16 protein-coding genes are annotated in these 22,175 nt (G+C 72.4%); 7 read left to right on the top strand and 9 right to left on the bottom strand.

All coding sequences use genetic code 11. From position 1 onward, the window contains the following. Nucleotides 1–6: 6 nt before the first annotated feature. The gene (locus V1634_RS19035; RefSeq protein ID WP_331209216.1) at nucleotides 7–1,458 is read right to left on the bottom strand and encodes a PepSY-associated TM helix domain-containing protein; all 1,452 of its coding nucleotides are present in this window, start codon (nucleotides 1,456–1,458) and stop codon (nucleotides 7–9) included. A 148-nt stretch (nucleotides 1,459–1,606) separates the two neighbouring features. Then, nucleotides 1,607–2,491 carry an ABC transporter substrate-binding protein gene (locus V1634_RS19030; protein ID WP_331209215.1) on the bottom strand — a complete coding sequence of 295 codons (885 nt, stop codon included), beginning with the start codon at nucleotides 2,489–2,491 and terminating at the stop codon, nucleotides 1,607–1,609. Between the two features lie 156 nt (nucleotides 2,492–2,647). Between V1634_RS19030 and V1634_RS19025 the strand changes: the two genes are divergently transcribed. Next, nucleotides 2,648–3,934 (top strand): endo-1,4-beta-xylanase, encoded by a 1,287-nt coding sequence (locus V1634_RS19025; protein WP_331209214.1) that lies wholly within the window; start codon nucleotides 2,648–2,650, stop codon nucleotides 3,932–3,934. Between the two features lie 93 nt (nucleotides 3,935–4,027). Here the strand turns inward: V1634_RS19025 and V1634_RS19020 are convergent, their stop codons facing one another. Beyond that, nucleotides 4,028–5,545, bottom strand: a complete 1,518-nt coding sequence (locus V1634_RS19020) for a family 43 glycosylhydrolase (RefSeq protein WP_331209213.1) — start codon at nucleotides 5,543–5,545, stop codon at nucleotides 4,028–4,030. 29 nt (nucleotides 5,546–5,574) lie between these two features. Beyond that, nucleotides 5,575–7,080: a family 43 glycosylhydrolase gene (locus tag V1634_RS19015; protein ID WP_407951811.1), complete on the bottom strand. Its 1,506-nt coding sequence runs from the start codon at nucleotides 7,078–7,080 to the stop codon at nucleotides 5,575–5,577. Nucleotides 7,081–7,480: 400 nt separating this feature from the next. On the opposite strand from V1634_RS19015, the gene V1634_RS19010 reads away from it, so the two are divergent. Together V1634_RS19010 and V1634_RS19005 are read left to right on the top strand one after the other, a co-directional pair. Further along, the gene (locus tag V1634_RS19010) at nucleotides 7,481–9,013 is read left to right on the top strand and encodes a family 43 glycosylhydrolase (protein WP_331209212.1); all 1,533 of its coding nucleotides are present in this window, start codon (nucleotides 7,481–7,483) and stop codon (nucleotides 9,011–9,013) included. Between the two features lie 100 nt (nucleotides 9,014–9,113). Beyond that, complete coding sequence (locus V1634_RS19005) at nucleotides 9,114–10,502, top strand: FAD-dependent oxidoreductase (protein ID WP_331209211.1); 1,389 nt, start codon at nucleotides 9,114–9,116, stop codon at nucleotides 10,500–10,502. Here the strand turns inward: V1634_RS19005 and V1634_RS19000 are convergent. Then, nucleotides 10,468–11,061 carry a TetR/AcrR family transcriptional regulator C-terminal domain-containing protein gene (locus V1634_RS19000; RefSeq protein WP_331209210.1) on the bottom strand — a complete coding sequence of 198 codons (594 nt, stop codon included), beginning with the start codon at nucleotides 11,059–11,061 and terminating at the stop codon, nucleotides 10,468–10,470. The genes V1634_RS19005 and V1634_RS19000 overlap by 35 nt on opposite strands. 69 nt (nucleotides 11,062–11,130) lie before the next feature. On the opposite strand from V1634_RS19000, the gene V1634_RS18995 reads away from it, so the two are divergent. Both V1634_RS18995 and V1634_RS18990 read left to right on the top strand, forming a co-directional pair. Beyond that, nucleotides 11,131–12,405, top strand: a complete 1,275-nt coding sequence (locus V1634_RS18995; protein ID WP_331209209.1) for a beta-ketoacyl-[acyl-carrier-protein] synthase family protein — start codon at nucleotides 11,131–11,133, stop codon at nucleotides 12,403–12,405. A gap of 62 nt (nucleotides 12,406–12,467) precedes the next feature. Further along, the gene (locus tag V1634_RS18990) at nucleotides 12,468–15,014 is read left to right on the top strand and encodes a polysaccharide lyase family 8 super-sandwich domain-containing protein (RefSeq protein ID WP_331209208.1); all 2,547 of its coding nucleotides are present in this window, start codon (nucleotides 12,468–12,470) and stop codon (nucleotides 15,012–15,014) included. Nucleotides 15,015–15,050: 36 nt separating this feature from the next. Here the strand turns inward: V1634_RS18990 and V1634_RS18985 are convergent, their stop codons facing one another. From V1634_RS18985 to V1634_RS18975, 3 genes are all read right to left on the bottom strand, one after another. Further along, nucleotides 15,051–15,515, bottom strand: coding sequence for an SRPBCC family protein (locus V1634_RS18985; protein ID WP_331209207.1), 465 nt, complete (start codon nucleotides 15,513–15,515; stop codon nucleotides 15,051–15,053). Nucleotide 15,516: 1 nt separating this feature from the next. Then, on the bottom strand, nucleotides 15,517–15,858 hold the full coding sequence (locus V1634_RS18980) for an ArsR/SmtB family transcription factor (RefSeq protein WP_331209206.1): 342 nt from the start codon (nucleotides 15,856–15,858) through the stop codon (nucleotides 15,517–15,519). Between the two features lie 123 nt (nucleotides 15,859–15,981). After that, nucleotides 15,982–16,911 carry an alpha/beta hydrolase family protein gene (locus V1634_RS18975; RefSeq protein ID WP_331209205.1) on the bottom strand — a complete coding sequence of 310 codons (930 nt, stop codon included), beginning with the start codon at nucleotides 16,909–16,911 and terminating at the stop codon, nucleotides 15,982–15,984. A 177-nt stretch (nucleotides 16,912–17,088) separates the two neighbouring features. Here V1634_RS18975 and V1634_RS18970 point away from each other — a divergent pair, with 177 nt between their 5' ends. Then, entirely contained in the window at nucleotides 17,089–17,667 is a 579-nt protein-coding gene (locus V1634_RS18970) for a TetR/AcrR family transcriptional regulator (RefSeq protein ID WP_331209456.1), read from the top strand. A gap of 31 nt (nucleotides 17,668–17,698) precedes the next feature. Here V1634_RS18970 and V1634_RS18965 read toward each other — a convergent pair whose 3' ends face one another. Next, complete coding sequence (locus V1634_RS18965) at nucleotides 17,699–18,739, bottom strand: SEC-C domain-containing protein (RefSeq protein WP_331209204.1); 1,041 nt, start codon at nucleotides 18,737–18,739, stop codon at nucleotides 17,699–17,701. A gap of 171 nt (nucleotides 18,740–18,910) precedes the next feature. Here V1634_RS18965 and V1634_RS18960 point away from each other — a divergent pair, with 171 nt between their 5' ends. Continuing rightward, nucleotides 18,911–22,171 carry a family 78 glycoside hydrolase catalytic domain gene (locus tag V1634_RS18960; protein ID WP_331209203.1) on the top strand — a complete coding sequence of 1,087 codons (3,261 nt, stop codon included), beginning with the start codon at nucleotides 18,911–18,913 and terminating at the stop codon, nucleotides 22,169–22,171. Nucleotides 22,172–22,175: the final 4 nt, after the last annotated feature.

Raw genomic sequence — 22,175 nt, 5'->3', positions numbered from 1 at the left:
GCTCGATCAGCCGGAGCGGGTACGGCGGCGGTACGCCCCGACGACGAGGTCGACGAGGAGGAAGCCGACCAGGGTGACCCCGAGTACCGGCAGCGCCACCCCGACCGCGATGGTCAGCAGTACCCCGGCGACCAGCAGCGGCAGGCGCAGCCGGCGCCACCCGCCCCGGGCCGGTGCCGCGCCGAGTGGCGTCCTCCGGTCGCCCCGGACCGGCCGGCGCTGCCACCACATCCGGTAGCCCCAGACGACGACGCAGAGCAGTCCGATCGCGAGCGCGGCGAGCAGGATCTGGTTGACCAGGCCGAACAGGTATCCCATGTGGGCCGCGATGCCGAGCTTGCTGAGCTGGGCCAGCAGCGGCCAGTCCGCGAAGTCGCTGCGCGCGACCACGCCGTCGGCCGGGTCGACCACCACCCGGTCCAGGCGTACCGGCCAGCTCCGGTCGTTCTCGATGACCAGCCAGCCCTGCCCGGTCGTCGCCGGTACGGTGACCTCGATCGCCCCGTCGATGCCGGCCGAGTCGGCGTGCCGCAGTACCACGTCGATCGCCGTGGTGTCCGGGCCCGCGCCGTGCGCCGGGCTGCCGCCGCCGTGGTGCGCCCCGGCGTCGCTGCCGGTGCCGGGCGCGGCGCCGGGCAGCGTGGTCTCCAGGGTCGGGCTGTGTGCCTGGAGCGCGTCGAGGGCGGTGGAGAAGTTCGCCCCGGCCCAGCGTGACCAGGTCAGTCCGGTGGCGGAGAGGACGAGCAGGCCGATGGCGAGCCAGACCCCGACCGAGGCGTGCCAGCCGCGGGTACGTCGCACGCCCCGGGCGGCGAGGTCCGGCAGCAGCAGCCGGCGTACCCGCTGACGTGCCGTCCACTGCCGGTGCAGCCACAGCACCAGCCCGGCGAGTACGAGCACCCAGAGCCAGCTCGCCGCGACCTCCGAGTAGACCCGGCCGACCGCGCCGAGGTGCAGGTTGCGGTGCAGGTCGTCGAACCAGGTCGTCAGCGGTGTCGAGCCGAACCAGGTGACCAGGGTGCCCCGGACCCGCAGCGTGTAGGGGTCGACGTAGACGGTGTGGTCGCGGTCGCCGAGTTCCGGCATGGTGAAGACCACCTGGGTGGTGGCCTCCGGGGACGAGGCGGGCAGCACGGTTCTCAGGGTGCCGTCCGGGTGCGCGGCGACCGCTGCCGCCACCTGTGCCGACACCGGCTGCGCCTGCTCGCCGACCTGTGCCACCCGCAGTTGGTCGGCGTAGACCAGCGCGTCGAGCTGCGGGGTGAAGACGAATGCCAGACCGCTGAGCGCGGCCGCCACCAGGAACGGGGCGATCAGGATGCCGGCGTAGAAGTGCAGCCGGGTCAGCAGCGGGACCGGTGACCAGCTTCGGTGGCCGCCGGCCGGTGGGCGGGGTACCGGGGTCGGTGGTAGCTCCGGTTCGGCGAGGGCCGGGGCGTCGGGTGCGGTTCTGGACACGGGAGCTCCTGTCGAGGCGGCGCGCCCCGGCAGGCGAGGCGTGAATCGGCGTCTGGAAGATCAGTCGCCGTATCGGTCCGCCTGGTTCCCGACCAATTCATCAACGTGAATGCGTCTCGGTCTCGGGCGTCGCCCCGGTGCCCGGCGGTCAGGCGATCCGGGTGACGGCTCCGTCGGGCGGCTCGGGCACGGCCCCCGGGTGCAGGATCGCGGCGATCGCCTCGACCCCGTCGACCAGGCGCGGTCCGGGGCGGACGACCAGGCCGTCCGCGTCGACCGCCCACACCGCGACCCCGGGCAGCCGGCGGGCGACGACCTCGGCCTGCCGGGCCGCACCCTCCAGGTGGAAGCCGCACGGCGTCACGAGCACGATCTCCGGCTCCGCCTCGGTGAACTCCCGCCAGGTCGTCTCCACGGACCGTGCCCCGGGCCGGGCGGCCACCGGTTCGCCGCCGGCCGCGCGTACCAGATCGGGCACCCAGTGTCCGGCCGTGAACGGCGGCTCGACCCACTCCACGACCGCGACCCGGGGTCGCGGCCGGCCCCGGACCGCCGACGCCACCGCCGCGAGCCGGTCCCGCAGCGCGCCGACCAGCGTCTCGGCCCGATCGGGTACGCCGGTCCGCTCGCCCACCGCCAGGATCGTCCCGAAGACCTCCTCCAGGGTGTACGGGTCCAGCGACAGCACGTCGGCCCGGCAGCCGAGATGGTCGAGGGCGTCCTCGACGTGCCCGGAGGGGAGTGCGCAGACCCGGCAGAGATCCTGGGTGAGGATGAGTTCCGGGTCCAGCCCGGCGAGCGCGTCGGCGTGCAGGGTGTAGAGGTCGGCTCCGGCCGACATCTGCCCCTTCACGTAGTTGTCGATCTGTGCCGGAGTCATCCCCCGGGTGTCCCGACCACCGACCACGACCGTCTTGTCGGTCCGGGCCGTCGGCGGCTCGTCGCACTCGAAGGTCACGCCGACCAGGTCGTTCCCGAGCCCGAGGGCGTAGACGATCTCGGTCGCGGAGGGCAGCAACGACACCAGGCGCATACCGCCATCGTGCCCGTACCAGGTCGTCACCGGTACGCCGGGCTCCTGCCCCGGCCCCGTCGCGCCGCTGCCCCTCCGGGCAAGTTGATCGCCGATCGGTGCCGGGGCGTACGGTTGGCCATCCGCGCCGTCCACCCCACCGATGGAGGATCCTCGATGTCGTCCGACTCCGACGCGCTGATCCGGCAGCACCGCACCGCCACCGCCACCCTGACCGTGACCAGCGCAGGTGCCCCGCTGGCCGGCCGGGAGGTGACAGTCGCCCAACGGGACCACGCGTTCCTGTTCGGCTGTACCGGATTCGAGTTCATCCCGCTGGCCAACGGTGAGCTGGCGGCGGCTGCTGAGGCCGGTCCGGGCGGCGCGCCGGGCTCGCTGGGCGAGGCCGACATCACCCGGGTCGAGCGGCTGGCCGACCTCTGGCTCGACCTGTTCAACTTCGCCACCCTGCCGTTCTACTGGGGACGCTTCGAGCCGGAGCGCGGCCGGCCGGACACCCGGCGCCTCCAGGCGACCGCGCGCTGGTTCGCCGAGCGGGGCTGCCTGGTCAAGGGCCACCCGTTGGCGTGGCACACGGTGAGCGCCGAGTGGCTGACCGAGCTGACCAATCCGGAGATCACCCAGGTGCAACTGGACCGGATCCGGCGGGAGGTGACCGACTTCGCCGGCCTGATCGACACCTGGGACGTGATCAACGAGGTCGTGATCATGCCCATCTTCGACAAGTACGACAACGGCCTCACCCGGATCTGCCGGGACCTGGGGCGGATCCCGCTGGTCCGGATGGTCTTCGACGCGGCCCGCGAGGCGAATCCGGGCGCCACCCTGTTGCTCAACGACTTCGACATGTCCGCCGCGTACGAGTGCCTGATCGAGGGGGTGCTGGAGGCGGGGATCCGGATCGACGCGCTCGGGTTGCAGAGCCACATGCACCAGGGCTACTGGGGCGAGGAGAAGACGCTCGGCATCATCGACCGGTTCGCCCGGTACGGCCTGCCGATCCACTTCACCGAGACGACCCTGCTCTCCGGGCACCTCATGCCGGCCGAGATCGTCGACCTGAACGACTACCAGATCGCCGACTGGCCGAGTACGCCGGAGGGGGAGGAGCGGCAGGCCGACGAGATCGTCCGGCACTACCGGACACTGCTGTCGCACCCGTCGGTGCGGGCCAGCACCTACTGGGGGATGGTCGACGGCGGCTGGCTCGGCGCGCCCGGCGGATTCGTCCGGGCCGACGGTACGCCGAAGCCCTCGTACGAGGCGCTGCGCGCGCTGGTCTGGGACGAGTGGTGGCTCGCGCCGACCCGACTCGGCACGGACGAGCAGGGCCGGGTCGGCTTCACCGGCTTTCTCGGCGAGTACGAGGTGTCGGCCGGTGGGCGTACCGCGACCTTCCGGCTCGACGAGCCGGGGGCGACGGCGGTCGAGGTGGCGCTCTGACTCCTGGCGGTCGGGGTCGGGCGACCGGCCGGGCCGCGGCGAGGCCCGCCCGGGGGACTGGCGAGGATCAGTCCCCCGGGCGGGCGTGCCCGGCTACTCGCCCGATGGTGCGGTGAGTGGCACGCCGAGTCGTACCGGGGTGCCGAACTGGGGAGTGCCGTCGCTGTTCCAGCTGAACTTCTGGGCCCGGGTCGAGCGGTTCATGTCGCAGCCGCCGCCCGCCGAGTCGTTGGCGTGGTAGACGATCCAGTCCTCGGTCCCGTCCGGTGACTTGAAGAAGCCGTTGTGGCCGGGCGCGAAGACGCTGTTGGCGTCGCTGCGCTGGAAGACCGGGTTGGGGCTCTTGGTCCAGGCGGACGCGCTCAGCGGGTTGCTACCGGTCAGGGTGAGCAGGCCGAGCTTGTAGTCCGGCCCCCAGCAGGCGCTGGCCGAATAGACGATCATCGTCCGCCCGTTGCGGTAGAGCGGCTCGGGGCCCTCCGTCACCGGGTGGGTCTGCCGCTCCCAGCTCAGCGTCGGCGAGGTGAGCCGGACCCGCGACCCGCTGATCGTCCACGGGTTGCTCAGCGGGGTGATGAAGAGGCTCTGCCCGTAGCTTCCCCCGGCGTTGTAGGTGCCGAGCAGGTAGAGGTTGTTGTTCACCCGCAGCACGCTGGCGTCGAGCTGCCAGTCGCCGCCCAGGTCGGCCTTGAAGGTGTACGGCCCCATCGGATCGGTGCCGGCACTCTCCAGTACGTGCAGCCGCTGGGTCGGGTTGAAGTCGCTGACGTTCTGCCCGGCCACGTAGTAGAGGTACCAGCGGTTGCCGTTCGGCCCGTTGATCAGGTGGAACTCCGGCGCCCACATGTTGCAGCAGCCGTTCGGCCGGTTGGCGAGGTTGAAGACCACCTGGTCGGACGCGCTGGCCAGGCCGCCGAGGGTCGGGGACCGGCGCATGGTGATCGTCGAGTTCCAGGTGGTGGTGGCGAGGTAGTAGTAGCCGTTGTGGTATTGGAGCCAGGGGTCCGGTCCGTTCCGCTTGATCGGGTTGGTGAAGGTGCCGGGCGTCGGGTTCCCGCCGCCGACCGACCCGACGTTGACCATCTGCCACTGCTGGTTGGCGCCGTCCAGGTCCTGGTACTGGGAGACCATCGCACCGTCCGCGGTGGACCACTCCCAGACCTCCAGCGCCTTGCCGCTGGCCCGGTTGACCAGGCGTACGTAGCCGCCGGCCGAGTCGGCGAGCCGGAACTGCTGCCGGCTGTTGCCGGTGTCGGCGTTCTGCACCAACTGCACGCCGTCGTCGGAGTTCGGCAGCTCCAGCACCTTGCCGCTGTGCCGGGACTGCACCTTGTAGTAGCCGCCCCCGGCGTCGAGGAACCGCCACTGCTGCCAGTCGCCGTCGTTGCGGGCGTACTGGTTGATCGGGGCGCCGTCGTTGGTGGCCAGGTTGTAGACGTCGAGGGCCTTGCCGCTGTTGCGGTTGACCAGCACGTAGTAGACGTTCGGGTCGGCGGTGGCCGCCGAGGCCGGTGCGGCGGCGACCAGGACGCCGGTGCCGGCGACCAGCGCGGTGACGCCGGCGGCGAGCGCGGCCCGCCAGCGGACCCGGCGCGGATGCAGGGGTGTCACGGGTTGCTCCCTACGGTCGATGGGGACGGTCAGTAGACGTACGGCCAGCCGGCGGAGTCGTAACCGATCCGGTTGATGCCGAGCAGCGAGGCGCCGTTGTTCGCGTAGTAGTGGTAGACGAGGAAGTCCCCGTCGGTGTCGGAGAGCACCGTCTGGTGGCCCGGTCCGTGGATGTCGCCGTGCGAGGCGAGCACCTGGGTGCCGCCGCCGGAGGTGAGCGCGGTGCCGTTCCGGTCGACGAAGGGTCCGGTCACGCTGGTCGAGCGCCCCACCATCACCCGGTAGGTGCTGGACGCGCCCTGGCAGCAGCGGTCGAAGGAGACGTACAGGTAGTAGTAGCTGCCCCGCTTGACCAGCGTCGGCGCCTCGATCGCGCCGCCGTTACGGCCGGCGATGGCCCGGATCGTGCTGTCCGAGCGCTTGCCGGTGGCCGGATCCAGGGCGACGAGCTTGAGCCCGGACCAGAACGAGCCGAAGGCGAGCCACCAGCGGCCCTGGTCGTCCACGATCAGGCTCGGGTCGATCGCGTTGAAGTTGTCAGAGGTCTGCGACTCGATGACCAGGCCCCGGTCGGTCCAGCTTCCGGAGTTGCCGGTCGGGCTGGTGGCCAGGAAGATCGCCGACCGGTTCGAGCCGAAGGTGGAGGCGGAGTAGTACAGGTAGTACTGGTTGTTCCGGTACGAGATGTCCGGCGCCCAGAGGTTGCGGCTGCCCCCGGTGTAGCTGGTGGTCCACGGTGCCCCGTTCGGGAAGGCCGAACCGGCGTTGCGGAACGCGACCCGGTCGGTCGAGGTCTTCAGCGAGATGTCGTTGCCGGTGTGCGCCACCAGGTAGTCGCCGCCGGGCCGGCGCACCACGGTCGGGTCGTGCACCCCGACGTCCCCGGTCACCCGCATCGGCGCCGGGTAGGCGGCCGGCGGGGTGCCCGAGCCGCCGGTGGGGGTCGGGTTCGGAGTACCGCCCGAGCCGACCCGGACCAGTTGCCACTGCTGGTTGGTGCCGTCGGCGTCGGCGTACTGGCTGATCCGGCCGCCGTCGGCGGTGGACCACTCCCAGACGTCGAGGGCCTTGTTGCTGTTCCGGTTGATCAGGCGGACGTACCCGCCGTCCGAGTCGGCCAGCCGGAACTGCTGGTCGGTGCTGTTCTGGTCGGCCCACTGGATCACCTCCGCGCCGTCGGCGGTGGAGGAGTCCCGGATGTCGAGGACCTTGCCGCTGTGCCGGGAGCGGAGTCGGTGGTAGCCGGAGCCCGAGTCGACGAACTGCCACTGCTGCCAGGCGCCGTCGTTGCGGGCCCACTGCACGATCTGGCCACCGTCGGCGGTGGACCGGTCGTAGACGTCGAGGGCCTTCCCGCTGTGCCGGGACACCAGGACGTACCAGGCGTTCGGGTCGACGGTCGCGGCCGAGGCCGACCGGACCGGTACGGTGATCGCGGCGCCGACGAGCATGGCGGCGGCCACGAGTACGGTGGCGGTGCGCAGCAGCCGGGTCCGGCCCGGCGCCGTCGAGGGTGGGGAAGCGAGAGCTTCCATGGTCTTCCTTCCGTCGGTCCGTCCGGTGGACGGTGCCGAGCCCGGGGTGCCGTGGGACGACGGTCCCGCGGGCCGACAAGGCGGGCGAGATGGGGGTCTTGCTGCGTCCGGTGGTAGCGCTCGGACGCCGGTGCGGGACGGTCTGCCGGCGGGGCGCTCGCCGCGTGCCCGGGTGCGGGCGCGCGGCCGGCGATGCGGCGTGCGGCGGTGTCGCGATGGTGTCCGGCCCGGACGTATCGATGATGTTCGCGCTAACATCGGTCTATGTCAAGGCGGAATGCGCTTTCCTCGCCATGGCCGGCCGGGCCTTGACTCTCATCGATGTGAGCGATAACACTATTCCCGGTAACACGAGGGTAACGGACCGGATGCTTGCCGGATCGACGAAAGGTCGCTGGTCATGGAGCCGACGCCGCGCAGGAAGTTCCGCTCTCCGCCCCGCCCGCCCGGCGCCGGCCCGGTGCGGCACACGCGCACCGGACGGTGGCCCGACCGGCGGCTCGGCAGGCCGCTGGTCGGCGCGCTGGCCACGGTGCTGGCGCTGCTGGCCGGTCTGCTCCCGGGAGTACCGGCCGGCGCCGCCCCGGCGGTGAACTACAGCAACCCGCTGGTCAACCAGCGCGCCGACCCGCACATCGTCAAGCACACCGACGGCTACTACTACATGACCGCGACCGTGCCGCAGTACGACCGGATCGTGCTCCGCCGCGCCACCACCCTGCAAGGGCTGTCCAGCGCCGCCGAGACGACGATCTGGCGCCGGCACACCAGCGGCGAGATGGGGGCGCACATCTGGGCGCCCGAGATCCACTTCATCAACAACCGCTGGTACGTCTACTTCGCCGCCGGCCGCACCGACGACGTCTGGCGGATCCGGATGTACGTGCTGGAGAACGCCAGCGCCAACCCGCTGACCGGATCGTGGACCGAACGCGGCCGGATCAGCACCCCGTGGGACACCTTCGCGCTGGACGCGTCGACCTTCGTGGCGAACGGCGTCCGCTACCTGGTCTGGGCGCAGTCCGAACCGGGGATCTCCACCAACTCCAACCTCTACCTGGCCCGGATGGGTGCCAACCCGTGGCAGATCACCGGCACGGTGACCCGGCTGACCGTGCCGACCTACGACTGGGAGACCCGGGGCTACCGGGTGGCCGAGGGACCGGCGGTGATCCAGCGCAACGGCCGGATCTTCCTGACCTACTCGGCCAGCGCCACCGACGCCAACTACTGCCTCGGCATGCTCACCGCCTCGGCGACGGCGAACCTGCTCTCCGCCTCGTCGTGGACCAAGAGCCCGAACCCGGTCTTCACCAGCAACGCCACGACCGGCCAGTACGGGCCGGGGCACAACTCGTTCACCGTCTCCGAGGACGGCCAGAGCGACATCCTGGTCTACCACGACCGCAACTACCGGGACATCAACGGTGACCCGCTCAACGACCCGAACCGGCGTACCCGGATCCAGAAGCTGTACTGGAACGCCGACGGCACCCCGAACCTCGGCATCCCGGTGCCGGACGGCGCGACCCCGGTCCGGCTGCGCCCGCACGACCTCGCCACCAGCTACCTGCGGCACTACGACTACCGGGGCCGGGTCGAGGCCAACGTGACGCCACTGGCCGACTCGCAGTTCCGGATCGTGACCGGCCTGGCCGGCTCCGGCACGGTGTCGCTGGAGTCGACGAACTTCCCCGGCTACTACCTGCGGCACCGCGACTACGAGGTCTACGTGGAGCGGGACGACGGCTCGGCGCAGTTCCGCGCCGACGCCAGCTTCCTGCGCCGGGCCGGCCTGGCCAGCACCGCCGGCATCTCGCTGGAGGCGCAGAACGCCACCGGGCGGTACCTGCGGCACCGGGCCGGGCTGCTCTACGTCGAGCCGGTGACCTCCGCCGCCGAGCAGGCGTCCGCCACCCTCCACCTGGAGTAGCTCGCCGCGCCGACCCGCCGGAGAGTCGTGATGCTGACTCTCCGGCAGGTTGCCGAACCGGTTTCGCCTGGTGAGCGCCGGTGTCGGTAAGGATGGAGGCATGCCTTCGCCACTGTCCAAGCCCCGCCATGCCGTGGTCATCGGCGGGAGCTTCGCCGGCCTCTGTATCGCGCGCACCCTCGCCGATTTCGTCGAGCGGGTCACCGTACTCGACCGGGACCGCTTTCCGGACGGACCGAGGCTGCGGATGGGCATCCCGCAGGCACGTCACCTGCACGTCCTGGTCACCTCGGGACAGCGGGCCCTCGACCGGCTCTTTCCCGGCCTGATGTCCGAGCTGTACGACCGCGGCGCGGTCCCGGTCGCCGCGCCGACCGACCTGCTGTCGCTGAGCCCGTACGGGTGGCGGGAGCGGTTCCCGGCCACCCACACGCTGGTCGGAGCCAGCCGGGAGCTGCTGGACTGGACCATCCGGCAGCGGCTCGCCGCCGACGGGCGGATCCGGTTCGAGACCGCCCGTGAGGTGGTCGGACTGCTGTCCGGTGCGGACGGTGCCTCGGTCACCGGGGTGCGGTTGCGGGTCCGCGACGGCGGGGCCGAGATCCACCAGTGCGAGGCCGACCTGGTCGTCGACGCCAGCGGGCGTGGCTCGCGTACCCCGCAGTGGCTGGCCGCGCTCGGCTACGGCCGGCCGGAGGAGACCCGGATCGACGCCGGCCTGGGCTACGCGAGTCGGCGCTACCGGCTGGCTCCGGGCGTCGCCGACGGCTGGAAGAACATCATGCTGATGCCGAAGCCGCCGCAGGTCTCCCGGGGCGGGGTGCTCTATCCGATCGAGAACGGCCGGTGGATGGTCACCCTCGGCGGGTTCGGCGACGAGGCCCCGCCCACCGACGAGACCGGCTTCCTGGAGTTCACCCGGAACCTGCGCAGCCCGCTGATCTACGAGGCGATCCGGAACGCCGAGCCGGACGGGCCGATCCACGGGTTCCGGCGGACCGGGAACCACCGCCGGCACTACGAGACGATGCCGCGCTGGCCGGAGGGGTTCCTGGTGGTCGGGGACGCCGCCTGCGCCTTCAACCCCGTCTACGGTCAGGGAATGAGCGTCGCCGCACAGACTGCGGTGGTGCTCGGCGAGCACCTTCGGGCACACCGGCGGTTCGGGCGGGCCGCCCAGGCCGCGGTGGCCGGGTGCAGTGCCACCGCCTGGACCATCGCCACCGGTACCGACCTGCGGTTCTCCGCCGGGGCGGTCCGGCCGGGACGGCGTGGCCGGCTCTCGTACTGGTATCTCGACCGGGCCTCCGACGTGGCCGACCGGGACCCGTACGTGCTGCGGGTGCTGACCGACGTGCAGCACCTGGTCCGGCCACCGGCCGCGCTGGCGCATCCGAAGGTGGCACTGCGGGTGCTGCGCGGCCCGACCCGGCCGCCGCTGAGCACCCCGCCGGTCACGGTGTCGGGTCGGCCGGCGTCCGGACGGTGAGCACCCCGGCTAGGTCGATGTCGTCGGCGCGGCCGTCGAAACCGGACTCCGAGATCAGTCGGGCGCCGAGGACGGTGCTCCAGAAGGTACGCGCCTCGACGTCGGCGGGACGGTCGATCACCCAGCCGTGCCGGTCCAGGATCGCGGCGAGATAGCTCTGCGCCTTGCGGAACAGCACGGCGAGGCTCTGCTCGGCCACCGGTCGCAGCTCCGGCCGGCGCCGGGTGATCGACATCGCCTGCACCGCGATCGGTACCGCGGGCAGGGTGAGTGCGCTGCGGGCCAGCGCCGTACGGAAGGCGGCGGGGGTACGGCGGCGTCGGCCGACCGGCTCCAGCCGCTCGGCATCCCGTAGCAGCAGCATGAACGCGGCGTGCACGAAGAGTCCGTCCTTGGAGCCGAAGTAGTAGGTGATCTGGTTCGGGTGGGCCGAGGCGGCGGTGGCGATCTCGGCCACGCTTACGGCGTCGAAGCCGCGCTCGGCGAAGAGCGTCGCGGCGTGTTCGAGGATCTGCGCCCGGGTACGCCGGCCACGGGCCCGGGGTGGCTCGGTGGACATGCCATAGTTGTATGGGATACAACCAACGGCGGACAAGCCGGCACACCGCGAAGACGACGAGGAGACAGCATGAGCGGCCGGGACGTTGTCGTCACCGGACTCGGCGCGACCACTCCGCTCGGCGGGGACGTCGACTCCCTCTGGCAGGGCATGCTCGCCGGGCGCTCCGGGGTACGCCGGATCGACGACCTGATGGCCTCCTTCGCACACGCCGACGACCTGCCGACCAAGATCGCCGCGCCGATGGCCGTCTCGCCGGACTCGGCGCTGACCCGGGTGCAGGCCCGCCGGATGGACCGCTGCCAGCAGGCCGCGCTGGTCGCGGCCCGGCAGGCCTGGGCAGACGCCGGCAGTCCCGAGGTCGACCCGCTCCGCCTGGCGGTGGTGGTCGGCACCGGGATCGGCGGCGTCAACACCCTGCTGGCCCAGGACGACCTGCTGGAGCAGAAGGGCCCCGCCCGGATCTCCCCGCTCACCGTGCCGATGCTGATGCCGAACGGCCCGGCGGCCTGGGTCAGCCTGGAGTTCGGCGCCCGGGCCGGCGTCTACACCACCGTCTCCGCCTGCGCCTCCGGTGCCGAGGCCCTCGCGCTCGGCGCCCGGCTGATCCGCTCCGGCGAGGCCGACGTGGTGATCGCCGGTGGCGCCGAGGCCGCGATCGCACCGCTGACCATCGCCGGCTTCGCCCAGGCACGGACGCTGTCGAAGCGCAACGACGCGCCCGAGCGGGCCTCCCGACCGTTCGACGTGGACCGCGACGGGTTCGTGCTCGGCGAGGGCGCCGGGGTGATGATCCTGGAACGGGCGGACTTCGCGGCGGGCCGGGGTGCCCGGGTGCTCGGCCGGCTCGCCGGCTACGGGATCACCGCCGACGCGCACCACATCACCGGTCCGGACCCGACCGGCGCCGGGCAGATCCGGGCGATCCGCAGCGCCGTGGCTGACGCCGGGCTGCGACCGGGCGACGTCGGGCACGTCAACTGCCACGCCACCTCCACGGTGGTCGGTGACGTCGGGGAGGCGAACGCGATCGGGCAGGCGCTCGGTGAGGATGTCGTGCTCACCGCGCCGAAGTCGAGCCTCGGGCACCTGGTCGGTGCGGCCGGCGCGGTGGAGGGCATCCTCACCCTGCTGTCGGTCGCCAACGGCGTCATCCCGCCGACGCTCAACCTGGACCGCAAGGACCCCGAGGTCCGGTTGGAGGTGGTTGGCGGCGAGCCACGCGAGCAGCGGCTCGACGCCGCGATCTGCAACTCCTTCGGCTTCGGCGGGCAGAACGTCTCGCTGCTCTTCACGCGGACTGACCTCCGGCCCCGGCGAGCACGGGCAGCACGGGGAGGTTGAAAAGTTTCAGGTGGGTTGATTGAATTCGGCAATCACCTACGGTCGATCCTGGAGCGTCCGCCGTGCCCGTCTCCCGCCGTGCCGTCCTGTCGACGATCCCCGCCGCCGGCCTGCTGGCGCTGGCCGGGCCACTGCGGGCCAGCGCCGCGACCCCGCCGGAGCGGGCGGACACCGCCCTCGCCGAGCACGCCGTACTGCGCGGCAACACGGTCGCGATCTTCGCCGGTACCGCCGAGTCGAACGCCCGGCCCGAGGTCGCGGCCAAGCTCGCGGCCATCGACTCCACCGCCCGGGCCCGGCTCGACGCGCTGGCGGGCGCCGGACCGGGCGAGCTGTTCCGGGGCGTACCGCTGGGCAGCAGCGACCCCAACCTGACCACGTCGTTCCAGTACCTCTACGAGATCGCCCTGGCCACCCGGGTCCCCGGCGGTGCCCTCGACGGCGACCTCGCGCTGCGCCGCCGGGTCGTCGACGGGCTCGGCTGGCTGCACGAGCGCTACTACGGCGACCAGTCGACCGGCTACTACGGCAACTGGCACCACTGGGAGATCGGCATCTCCCACCACGTCAGCCGGATCCTGGTGCTGCTCGCCGACGACCTGGCCGCGTACCGGCCGGAGCTGGTCGCCAGCTATGTGGCCTCGATGGACGCCTACCTGCGCAACGGGAAGGACGGTGACGTCGACCTCGACTCGCGGTTCCACACCGGCGCCAACCTCGCCGACATCGCGACGAACCGGATCCTCCAGGGCGCCGTACTCGGCGACGACGCCCGGATCCGCAAGGCCCTCGCCGACCAGCTCACCGTCTTCGCCACCGTCGACCCGTACGCGCTGGTGCACGGCGTCACCGACGGCTACTACGCCGACGGGTCCTTCATCCAGCACGCGTCGGTCGCCTACACCGGCTCGTACGGCCGGAACCTGCTGGCCCGGGTGGTGCAGACCATCAAGATCCTCGAAGGTACCGGCTACGTCCCCGGCGCCGACCTGGTCGACGTGGTCCGGGGCTGGGTGGTCGACGGGTTCGCCCCGCTGATCTTCGAGGGCTGGATGACGGAGGTCGTCAAGGGTCGGGCGGTCTCCCGGACCACCACCGGCTACGCCGACGTGGCGGGCGTGCTGGAGGCGGTCGTCGACCTCTCCGGCCACGCCGCCGACGCCGACGCCCGGGCGCTGGCCGGCTACGTCAGGTTCGTCCGGCAGACCTCCCGGGCCGCGCTCAACCCGAGCAGCTTCGTCTCCCCGGTCAGCATCGCCCGGTACGCCGACATCCTGGCCGACGCCTCGATCCCGGCGGCCGACCTGAATCCGCAGCGGCGCAGTGTCGCGTTCAACGCGATGGACCGGACCGTGCACCGCCGCCCCGGCTACGCCTTCGCGCTGGCCCGCAGCTCCGAGCGGATCAGCAAGTACGAGTACATGAACGGCGAGAACCTGACGCCCTGGTTCCAGGGGGACGGGGCGTACTACCTCTACCTCGCCGGGCAGGACCAGACCCAGGCGTACGGGGTGGACTACTTCACGACCGTCTCGCCGTACCGGCTGGCCGGGGTCACCGCGCCGGTCGAGCACCGGCACACCGTCCCGGAGTTGTACGGCGCCGCCTGGTACGACAACCCGGCGCTCGGCTTCACCTCGTCCTCGGAGTCGCAGAACACCTACGTCTACTTCCCGCGCGGCACCAACCGGTTCTCCGGCGGCGCCACCCTGGACGCCTACGGGGTGGCCGGGCTGGTCCAGTCCGACGACGCCGCGTACGCCGCGAAGCGGGCCGGCCGGCTGCCGGACGACTTCGTCGCGTACCGGAACGCGGTGGCGACCAAGTCGTGGTTCCTCTTCGACGACGAGATCGTGGTGCTCGCCGCCGGGGTCGGCGACCTGGCCGGCCGGGCGGTCACCACGACGGTCGACAGCCGGATCGCCGAGGAGTCCGACCCGGTGACGGTGACCGGGCGACTCCGCAACGGCCGGAGCTTCACCGGTACCGGCACCGCCCCGCTGGCCTGGCTGCGCTACGCCAACGCCGCGGCGCAGACCTCGGTCGGCTACGCCTTCCTGGCCGGGCCGGCACCGACGGTCAGCTCCGAGCTGGTGACCCGGAGTCGCCGGGTGGTCCGGACCGCCAACCCGGACACGATGGTGCGGAAGCGGGTCTTCTCCGTCTCGGTGGAGCAGGCCGCCGGTGCGCCGCTCGGCTCGCTGGCGTACGCCCTGCTGCCGAACGCCTCGGAGCAGCGGCTGCGGGCGTACCCGGACGGGCCGGTCGCGGTGCTGGCCAACAGCACCCGGTTCCAGGCCGTCCGGCACGCCGGGCTGGGGCTGGTCGCCGCGAACGCCTTCACGCCCGGCCGGCACGCCGCCGGCCGGCTGGTGGTGGACGGCCCGGCCTCGGTGCTGCTGCGGCAGGCCCGCGACGGCAGCACCTCGGTCGCGGTCGCCGACCCGACCATGGACCGGGACACCGTCTCGGTGACGCTGCGCGGTCGGCGGTGCCGGGTGGTCTCGGCCGACGACGGGATCCGGGTCCGCCGGATCCCCGGCGGTACCCGGATCGAGGCCGTCACCCGGCGGGCGTACGGTCGCAGCCTCCGGGTCACCCTGCGCTGACCCGCGCCGCAGCCTGCCAACTCGCGGTTTCCGCCGCTAGGAGAGCTTCGTCAGGTACGCCGCCAGGGCGTCGTACGACTCGCGGGCGCCCTCGGCCATCCCGGAGGCGGCCATTCCGTCGCGCTCCTCCCTGGTGTCGAACCGGGTGACGCTGGTGACCGTGGTCCGGCCGTCGGACTCGGTCAACTCCAGCGTCTCCACGCAGACGTGCCCGGGCATGCCCTCGAACTCGAAGGTCTGCACGATCCGCTCCGGCGCCTGGATCTCCCGGTACTCGCCCCGGAACGCGTACTCGCCGTCCGGCGCGTGTTCGACGAAGCGGTAGCTGCCGCCCGGCCGGAAGTCCATCTCGCAGTCGAGCGGGTTGCCCCGCCCCCACCAGTGCTTGACGTGCTCGCACTTCGCGTGCGCCTCGAAGACCAGCGCGCGGGGCGCCTCGAAGACGCGCACCATCTTGATCTCCAGGTCGGACGGCAGGGTCACCGTCAGGTTCTCGCTCATCTCACTCCTCCGTCGCTCGTGGTCCGTCGCTCTGTATCTGTCGCAGGTATTCGCCGAGCCGGTCGTAGCGCTGCTCCCAGAACCGCTGGTAACCGGCGATCCAGTCGGCCACCTCGCGCAGCGGCTCCGCGTCGAGCCGGCAGGGCCGCCACTGCGCCTCCCGGCCCCGGATGATCAACCCGGCCCGCTCCAGCACCTTCAGGTGCTTGGAGACGGCCTGCAGGCTGATCGGGAACGGTTCGGCGATCTGGTTGACCGTCGCCGCGCCCTCGGCCAGCCGGGCCAGGATGGCCCGTCGGGTCGGGTCGGCGAGGGCGCTGAACACCTCGCTCAGCCGGTCCACTGTGCTCGCCCCTCTCAACCACTCGGTTGATTAACCTGTAGGTTGAATATGCCGCCTGCGGCGGCCGGTGTCAACCCCCGGAGGCAGCCCGCCCGGAGGGCGGGCAACCTTCCTGCCGGCGCGTCACCTGGTTTCGATCCGGCCCAGCGGGTCGGTGCCGTCGGTCAGTTCGGCGCTCGCCACGGCCCAGCCGGGGTCCCCCGGGTACAGCGCGCTGCGGAGGAAGGCCCGGCTGAGTCGCTGGATCAGGGCGACCCGTTCGGGACTCTCGTCCGTCGTCTCGGTGGAGGCGTAGCCGGAGATCCCGCCCAGCGAGTGCTCCGCGCCGAAGAGGTTGAGCAGGCTCTTCGGTCCCGGGCTCAGCAGGTATCCATCCGTGAACCACTCCGGCCCCCGGGTGCTCAGGGCGGACTGGTCCTTGTCGCCCGCGATCACCAGAGCGGGTGTCGTCATCCCGCTGAAGTCCGGGTTCATGAAGGAGAAGTGCTCGGCGGCGAACGGGGTCAGGTCGGCGCCGCCGGTGCCCGGCAGGGCAAGCAGTACGCCGGCCTTGATCCTCGGGTCGGAGAGGTCCTCGCCCGGCACCCCCTGTGCGTCGAGGACCCGCGCACCCAACACCATGCTGGCCGTCTGGGCGCCCCAGGAGTGGCCGGCGACGGCTATGCGGCTGCGGTCGAGACGCCCGGCGAGGCCGGGAACGCCGGCTTCGATCCGGTCCAGCTCGTCGACGACGCGGGTCAGGTCCTCGACCCGGAAGCGCCAGATCTCCGGGTAACGCGGGTCGTCGGGTGTGACGTTCAGGGTCCGCGAGTCGAGGTGGGTGGGCGCAAGGACCGCGAAACCGTGCGCGGTCCAGAAGTCGACCAGCGGGGCGTAGCTGTCCAGCGAGCCGCCGAAGCCGTGCGAGAAGACGATGATCGGCAATTCGTCGCCGGTCACCGGGGCCGAGACCCGTACCTGGAGATCCTCGCCGCGGCCCGGCGCCGGTAGCGGCACCGGGCGGACCGAGACGACCGGAACGGGCACGTTGGTGAATTCGTCGGAGTGGCGCATGAGTTTTCTCCTTGAGCGGTGAGGTAGGGGAAGTGCGTGCGGGGCGAGGCGCGCGTGCCTGGTCGCGGGGCGCCCGCTCTGGCACAATCCGTACCGGATCGATGTTCCGTTTCAACGATACGGAACCGTGTTCCGGTTAGCAAGGCTAGTGACGGAGGAAACGGCGCAGTGACTGAGATCGGCAGCGGGCCGGCATCGCCGACCCGGCGGAAGCGGGCCGACGCCCGGCGTAACCAGGAGGCGCTGCTCGATGCGGCCGCCGCGGCCTTCGTCGCCGCCGGCGTCGACGCGCCGGTGCGGGACATCGCGGCCAAGGCCGGCGTCGGGGTCGCGACGATCTACCGCCACTTCCCGACCCGGGCCGATCTCGTCGTCGCCGTCTACCGGCACCAGGTCGAGGCGTGCGTCGAGGCGGGTCAGGCGCTGCTGGCGGGCGGCGACTCAGCGCACGGCGCGCTGGCCCGGTGGATCGATCTCTTCGTCGACTTCCTGGTCACCAAGCACGGCCTCGCCGAGGCGCTGCAATCCGACGACGCGACCTTCGCGAGCCTGCACGACTACTTCCTCGACCGACTCGTGCCGGTCTGTGCCGACCTGCTCGACGCCGCGGTCAGGGCGGGCGAGATCCGTCCCGACATCGAGGCACTCGAACTGATGCGTGGCGTCGGCAACCTCTGCATCGGCGCGGACCGGGACCCCCGGTACGACGCCCGCCGCATGGTGGAGGTTCTCCTCGCCGGACTACGCCTGCGTTGACCGACCGAGTTGATCCCGGGAGGCGGGGGAACTAGCCGCGGGCACGCGGCAGGCAGCACTTCTTGTATTTGCTGCCCGAGCCGCACCAGCACGTCTCGTTCCGCTCCGGCGGCCAACGGAGCTGCGCGCCCCGCTCGGCCAGCTCCGCAGCGTAGCCGGCCCGGGCCGACTCGTCGGTCGGATCCACACCGGTGCGTCCGGCGTAGCCGGCCAGTCCGTCGGTCGAGCCGCGCAGCGGGCCGAGCCCGACCCGACCCGAGTCGGTCAACCGGACCAGTTCCCGCTGGACCCCGGCCCGGTGCTCGGCCCAGTCCCCGCCGACCGCACCGGCCAGGTCGGGCCAGCGCGACAGCAGCGCGTCGAACTCGCCCTCCGGGAGGAAGAGCCGTGCCTGCGGCCCCGGCTCGGCCGCCGTCGTGGTCGCGCTGCGGAACAGTTCGTTCTCCAGCCGGTCGGCCAGGTTGTCGTTCTGGTCGTGCGGCAGGTCGAGTTCGCGGCGTACCCGGTGCCGCTGTTGCAGCAGGAAGAAGAGGAGTCCGGAGGCTTCCTGCGCGGTCGGTTCGGCGGTCACCGTGGCGTCCGCCTCGGCACCCTGCGCCGGGGTGGCCCGGTTGCGCAGCGCGGTCTCCACCGCCTCGGTCAACCACTGCTCGGCCAGGTCGGTCCGGCCGCCGACGTCCAGCGCCGCGCTGAGGTAGGCGGCGGCGTCCGGCTGGGAGTCGAGGAGTGGACGCAGCGCGGTGAGTTCGGCCAGTGCCTCGTCGGCGCGGCCGGTCCGGAACAGGATCCGGGCGTGCAACGCCCTGGCGAAACCGGCGTCCGGCTCGGTGCTGTCCCGGTACACCCCGACGGCGCGGTCCGCGTACTGCCGGGCGGCGTCGAGTTTCGCCCTGGCCTCGGCGATCTCGGCGGCCAGCGTCAGCGCCCGGCCGGCGTCCGCCGGGTCGGCGAGCCGTCCCTGCTCGACCGCCTCGGCCAGCTCCGCGGCGATGCCCAGCGGGTCGGCCGCGCCGAGCGCGGACTGTCGCAGCCCGGTCAGGTCTGCGCTGGTGAGAACGTCTTTCGTCGGCACGGCTTCACCGTACTGCGGTAGTCGACCGGAACCCGCCTGGTCGGGGTGTAACCCGCCACACGTGACCGCCCGCGGGGAGGCCGGTGTGGCCGGATCCGGCCAACCGCGGCGTCTTCCGGCGGACCGGCCGGCGGCGTTAACCTGCCTGAAACGATTCAGGCAGGAGGCATGGTGAGCCAGCCCAGCGCCGAGCACACCGCCGACCAGACCACCGCCCCGGTCCCCGGGCTGTCCCGCCGCGGCCTGCTCGGCACCGGAGGCGCACTCGCCCTCGGCGCCACCGCGTCCGGAGCCGCCCTCGGTGCCACAGCAGCCTCGGCGGCCGGCAAGCCGACCGGAAACCCGGCCCCGACCGGAAAGCCGGCTCCGACCGGACTGCTCACCTCCCTGCTGGACGATCCACTCGGGATCGCCGCCGAGCGCCCCCGGCTGAGCTGGATCGTGCCGGCACTCGGCCGGGTTCCCCGGCAGTACGCCTACCAGGTGCAGGTCGCGCACACCGCCACCGAACTGTCCGGGCGGGGCGGTGTGGTCTGGGACAGTCACCGGGTCGTGTCGGCGGACTCCACCGCCGTGCCGTACGCCGGTCCGCCGCTGCGAGCCGGCTCGGTCTACCACTGGCGGGTGCGTACCTGGGCCGACCCGAAGCGGGTCTCGGCCTGGTCCGCGCCACAGCGGGTGGTCACCGCCGCCGGGGACACCTGGGTGGCCGAGCCGATCTGGGCACCGGACGGCACCGTCCGGCTCGGCGACGGCAGCTTCGAGGTCTCGGTCACCATCACCTCCGTCGCCGCCAGCCTCTGGTTCCGGGCGCAGGACAGCGCCAACAACTACCTCTGGCAGCTCCGGGCCGGCAGTCCCGGGGTGCTGCGTACGCACGTGCAGCGCAACGGCAGCTACGCCGTACTGGCCGACCGGCCGCTCACCGAGCCGGTACCGGTCGGCACCCCGCTGCGGCTGCGGGTCGAACTCGCCGGCCCGACCATCCGGACCTACCTCGGGGACGTACTGGTCGACACCACTGTGGACGGCACGTACCCCGCCGGGAGCATCGGGTTCCGCAACGGGAGTACCGAGGCCCAGCGGTTCCACTCCGCCAGTTTCACCGACCCGACCGGCACCGTACTGGTCGACGAGGACTTCTCGACCGGGCCGGGAGTCTTCGGCCCGACCGGTACGGTCGACGGCGGTGACCTGATCGTGGACCGGGGGCAGTCGGTGCTGGCGACGCTCGGCGAGAGCAACGACTGGGCGCTGCTGCGCACCGAGGTGGTACTGCCGGCCAGGTCGATCGCCGCCGGCTACCTCTACGCGACCGGCCAGTCGCCCGAGCCGGCCCGGCAGTACGTCTACCAGCTCCGGGTCAACGACGAGATCGCCGGCGTCGGCCCGGTCCGGGCGATGGCCGGCGAGGCCCGCTACGCCACCCACGACGTGACCGACCTGCTGCGGCCGGGCCGCAACGCGCTCGCCGCGCTCTGCTACTCCGCCCGGGAACGCAGCTTCCTCGCCCAACTCGTCGTGGTCTACGCCGACGGCACCCGGCAGGTCTTCGGCACCGGTCCCGGCTGGCGCGCCCGCCGGGCCGGGGCGTGGCGGCCACCGGCCGGCTCCACCGGCGGCGGCTACTACCAGGCGCCGCAGGAATTCCTGGACGCCCGTCGCGAGCCGGTCGGCTGGACCCGCGCCGGGTTCGACGACTCCGGCTGGCAGCCGGCGGTCGGCGCCCCGCTGACCCGGCCGCTGGCGCCGGCCTGGGTCGGCAACATGGAGTACCGCTACCTGCGGCCGGTCGCGGTACACCGGCTCGGACCGGGGCGCTGGCTCTTCGACCTGGGGCGTGAGGTGGTCGGCGGCCTGCGGCTCTCGGTGCGCGGCGTCGACGGGCAGACCGTCGAGGTCCGGCTCGGCGAGGAACGCACCGAGACCGGTGCCCGGTACAACCTGCGGGCCGGGCAGACCTATCGCGAGGTCTGGACCCTGCGGGACGGCTGGCAGCGGCTCGAACACTGGGGCTACCGGGGGTTCCGCTGGGTCGAGCTGGTCGCCGATCCGGGACTCGACCTCTCCCGGGCGGTCGAGGCGGCGGTGCTGAAACTGCCCTGGCGGGACGGGGACTCGGCGTTCGCCAGTTCCGACCCGGATCTGGACCGGGTCTGGGCGATGTGCCGGTACTCGATCGAGGCGACCCGGCAGGACCTCTACCAGGACACCCCGACCCGGGAACGCGGCCCGTACGAGGGCGACGCCATCATCAACCAGCTCTCCGAGTACGCCACCCAGCGGTCGTACGCGCTGGCCCGGTACTCCACCTCGTATCTGGCCCGGCGGCCGACCTGGCCGGCAGAGTACCGGTTGCAGACCGTGCTCACCGCCTGGCAGGACTACCTGGCCACCGGTGACCCGTCGAACCTGGCCGCCGACTACGACCTCTTCGTCGACCGGCAGCTCGACGAGGCGCTCAACGCCGACGGACTGGTGGAGAAGGATCCGGGCAGCTCCAGCCAGGCCAACGCCGACCTGGTCGACTGGCCGGCGAGCAACCGCGACGGGTACGTCTTCACCCGGGTCAACACCGTGGTCAACGCCTGGCAGTACGCCGCCTTCGACGCGCTGTCCCGGATCGCCGGGGTGCTCGACCGCCCCGCCGACCAGCAGCGGTACGCCGAACTGGCCGGCCGGCTGCGCGCCGCGCTCAACGCCGAGCTGCTCGACCCGGTCGTCGGCGCCTACCGCGACGGGGTCGGCACGGACCACCGGGCCCAGCACGCCACGGCGTTCCCGCTGGCCCTCGGTGTGCCGCCGGAGCAGCACGTCCCGGCCCTGGGGGAGTGGTTGGCGGGCGGCGGGATGCGGGTCAGCGTCTACGGCGCGCAGTTCCTGCTGGAGGCGCTCTACCGGGCCGGACTGGCCGACGCCGCGCACCGGCTGCTGACCAGCCGCGAGCAGTCCTCCTGGCTGCACATGATGGACGACCTCGGCGCCACCATCGTGATGGAGGCCTGGGACCCGTCGATCAAGCCGAACACCACCTTCTCGCACGCCTGGGGGTCCGCACCGGCCAACATCGTGCCCCGGTTCGTCGCCGGGGTCCGCCCGCTCGCCCCGGGCGCCCGGGAGGTGCTGGTCGCACCGCAACCCGGCCCGCTGGAGTGGCTGCGGGCGACCGTCCCGACGGTACGTGGCCCGGTCCGGGTCCGGCTCGACCGGCGCTCACACCGAGGGGCGGGACCGCAGCTGTCCGTCACGCTGCCGCCGAACGTCAGCGGGCGGATCGAGTTCGACCTCGCCCAGTTCGGCGTCGCCGAGGCCCGGCGGGTGCGGGTCCGCTCCGACGGGCGGGCGCCGGAGCGCACGGTGACCGGTGGCCGGCTCGTGCTGACCCGGGTCGAGCCGGGCACGACCCTGCTCACCTGGCCGAACCGGCACTGAACCC

Origin of the sequence: Plantactinospora veratri, assembly GCF_036421995.1 — a bacterium.
GTDB lineage: Bacteria > Actinomycetota > Actinomycetes > Mycobacteriales > Micromonosporaceae > Plantactinospora > Plantactinospora veratri.
This window is presented reverse-complemented; position numbering and strand designations above follow the sequence as displayed.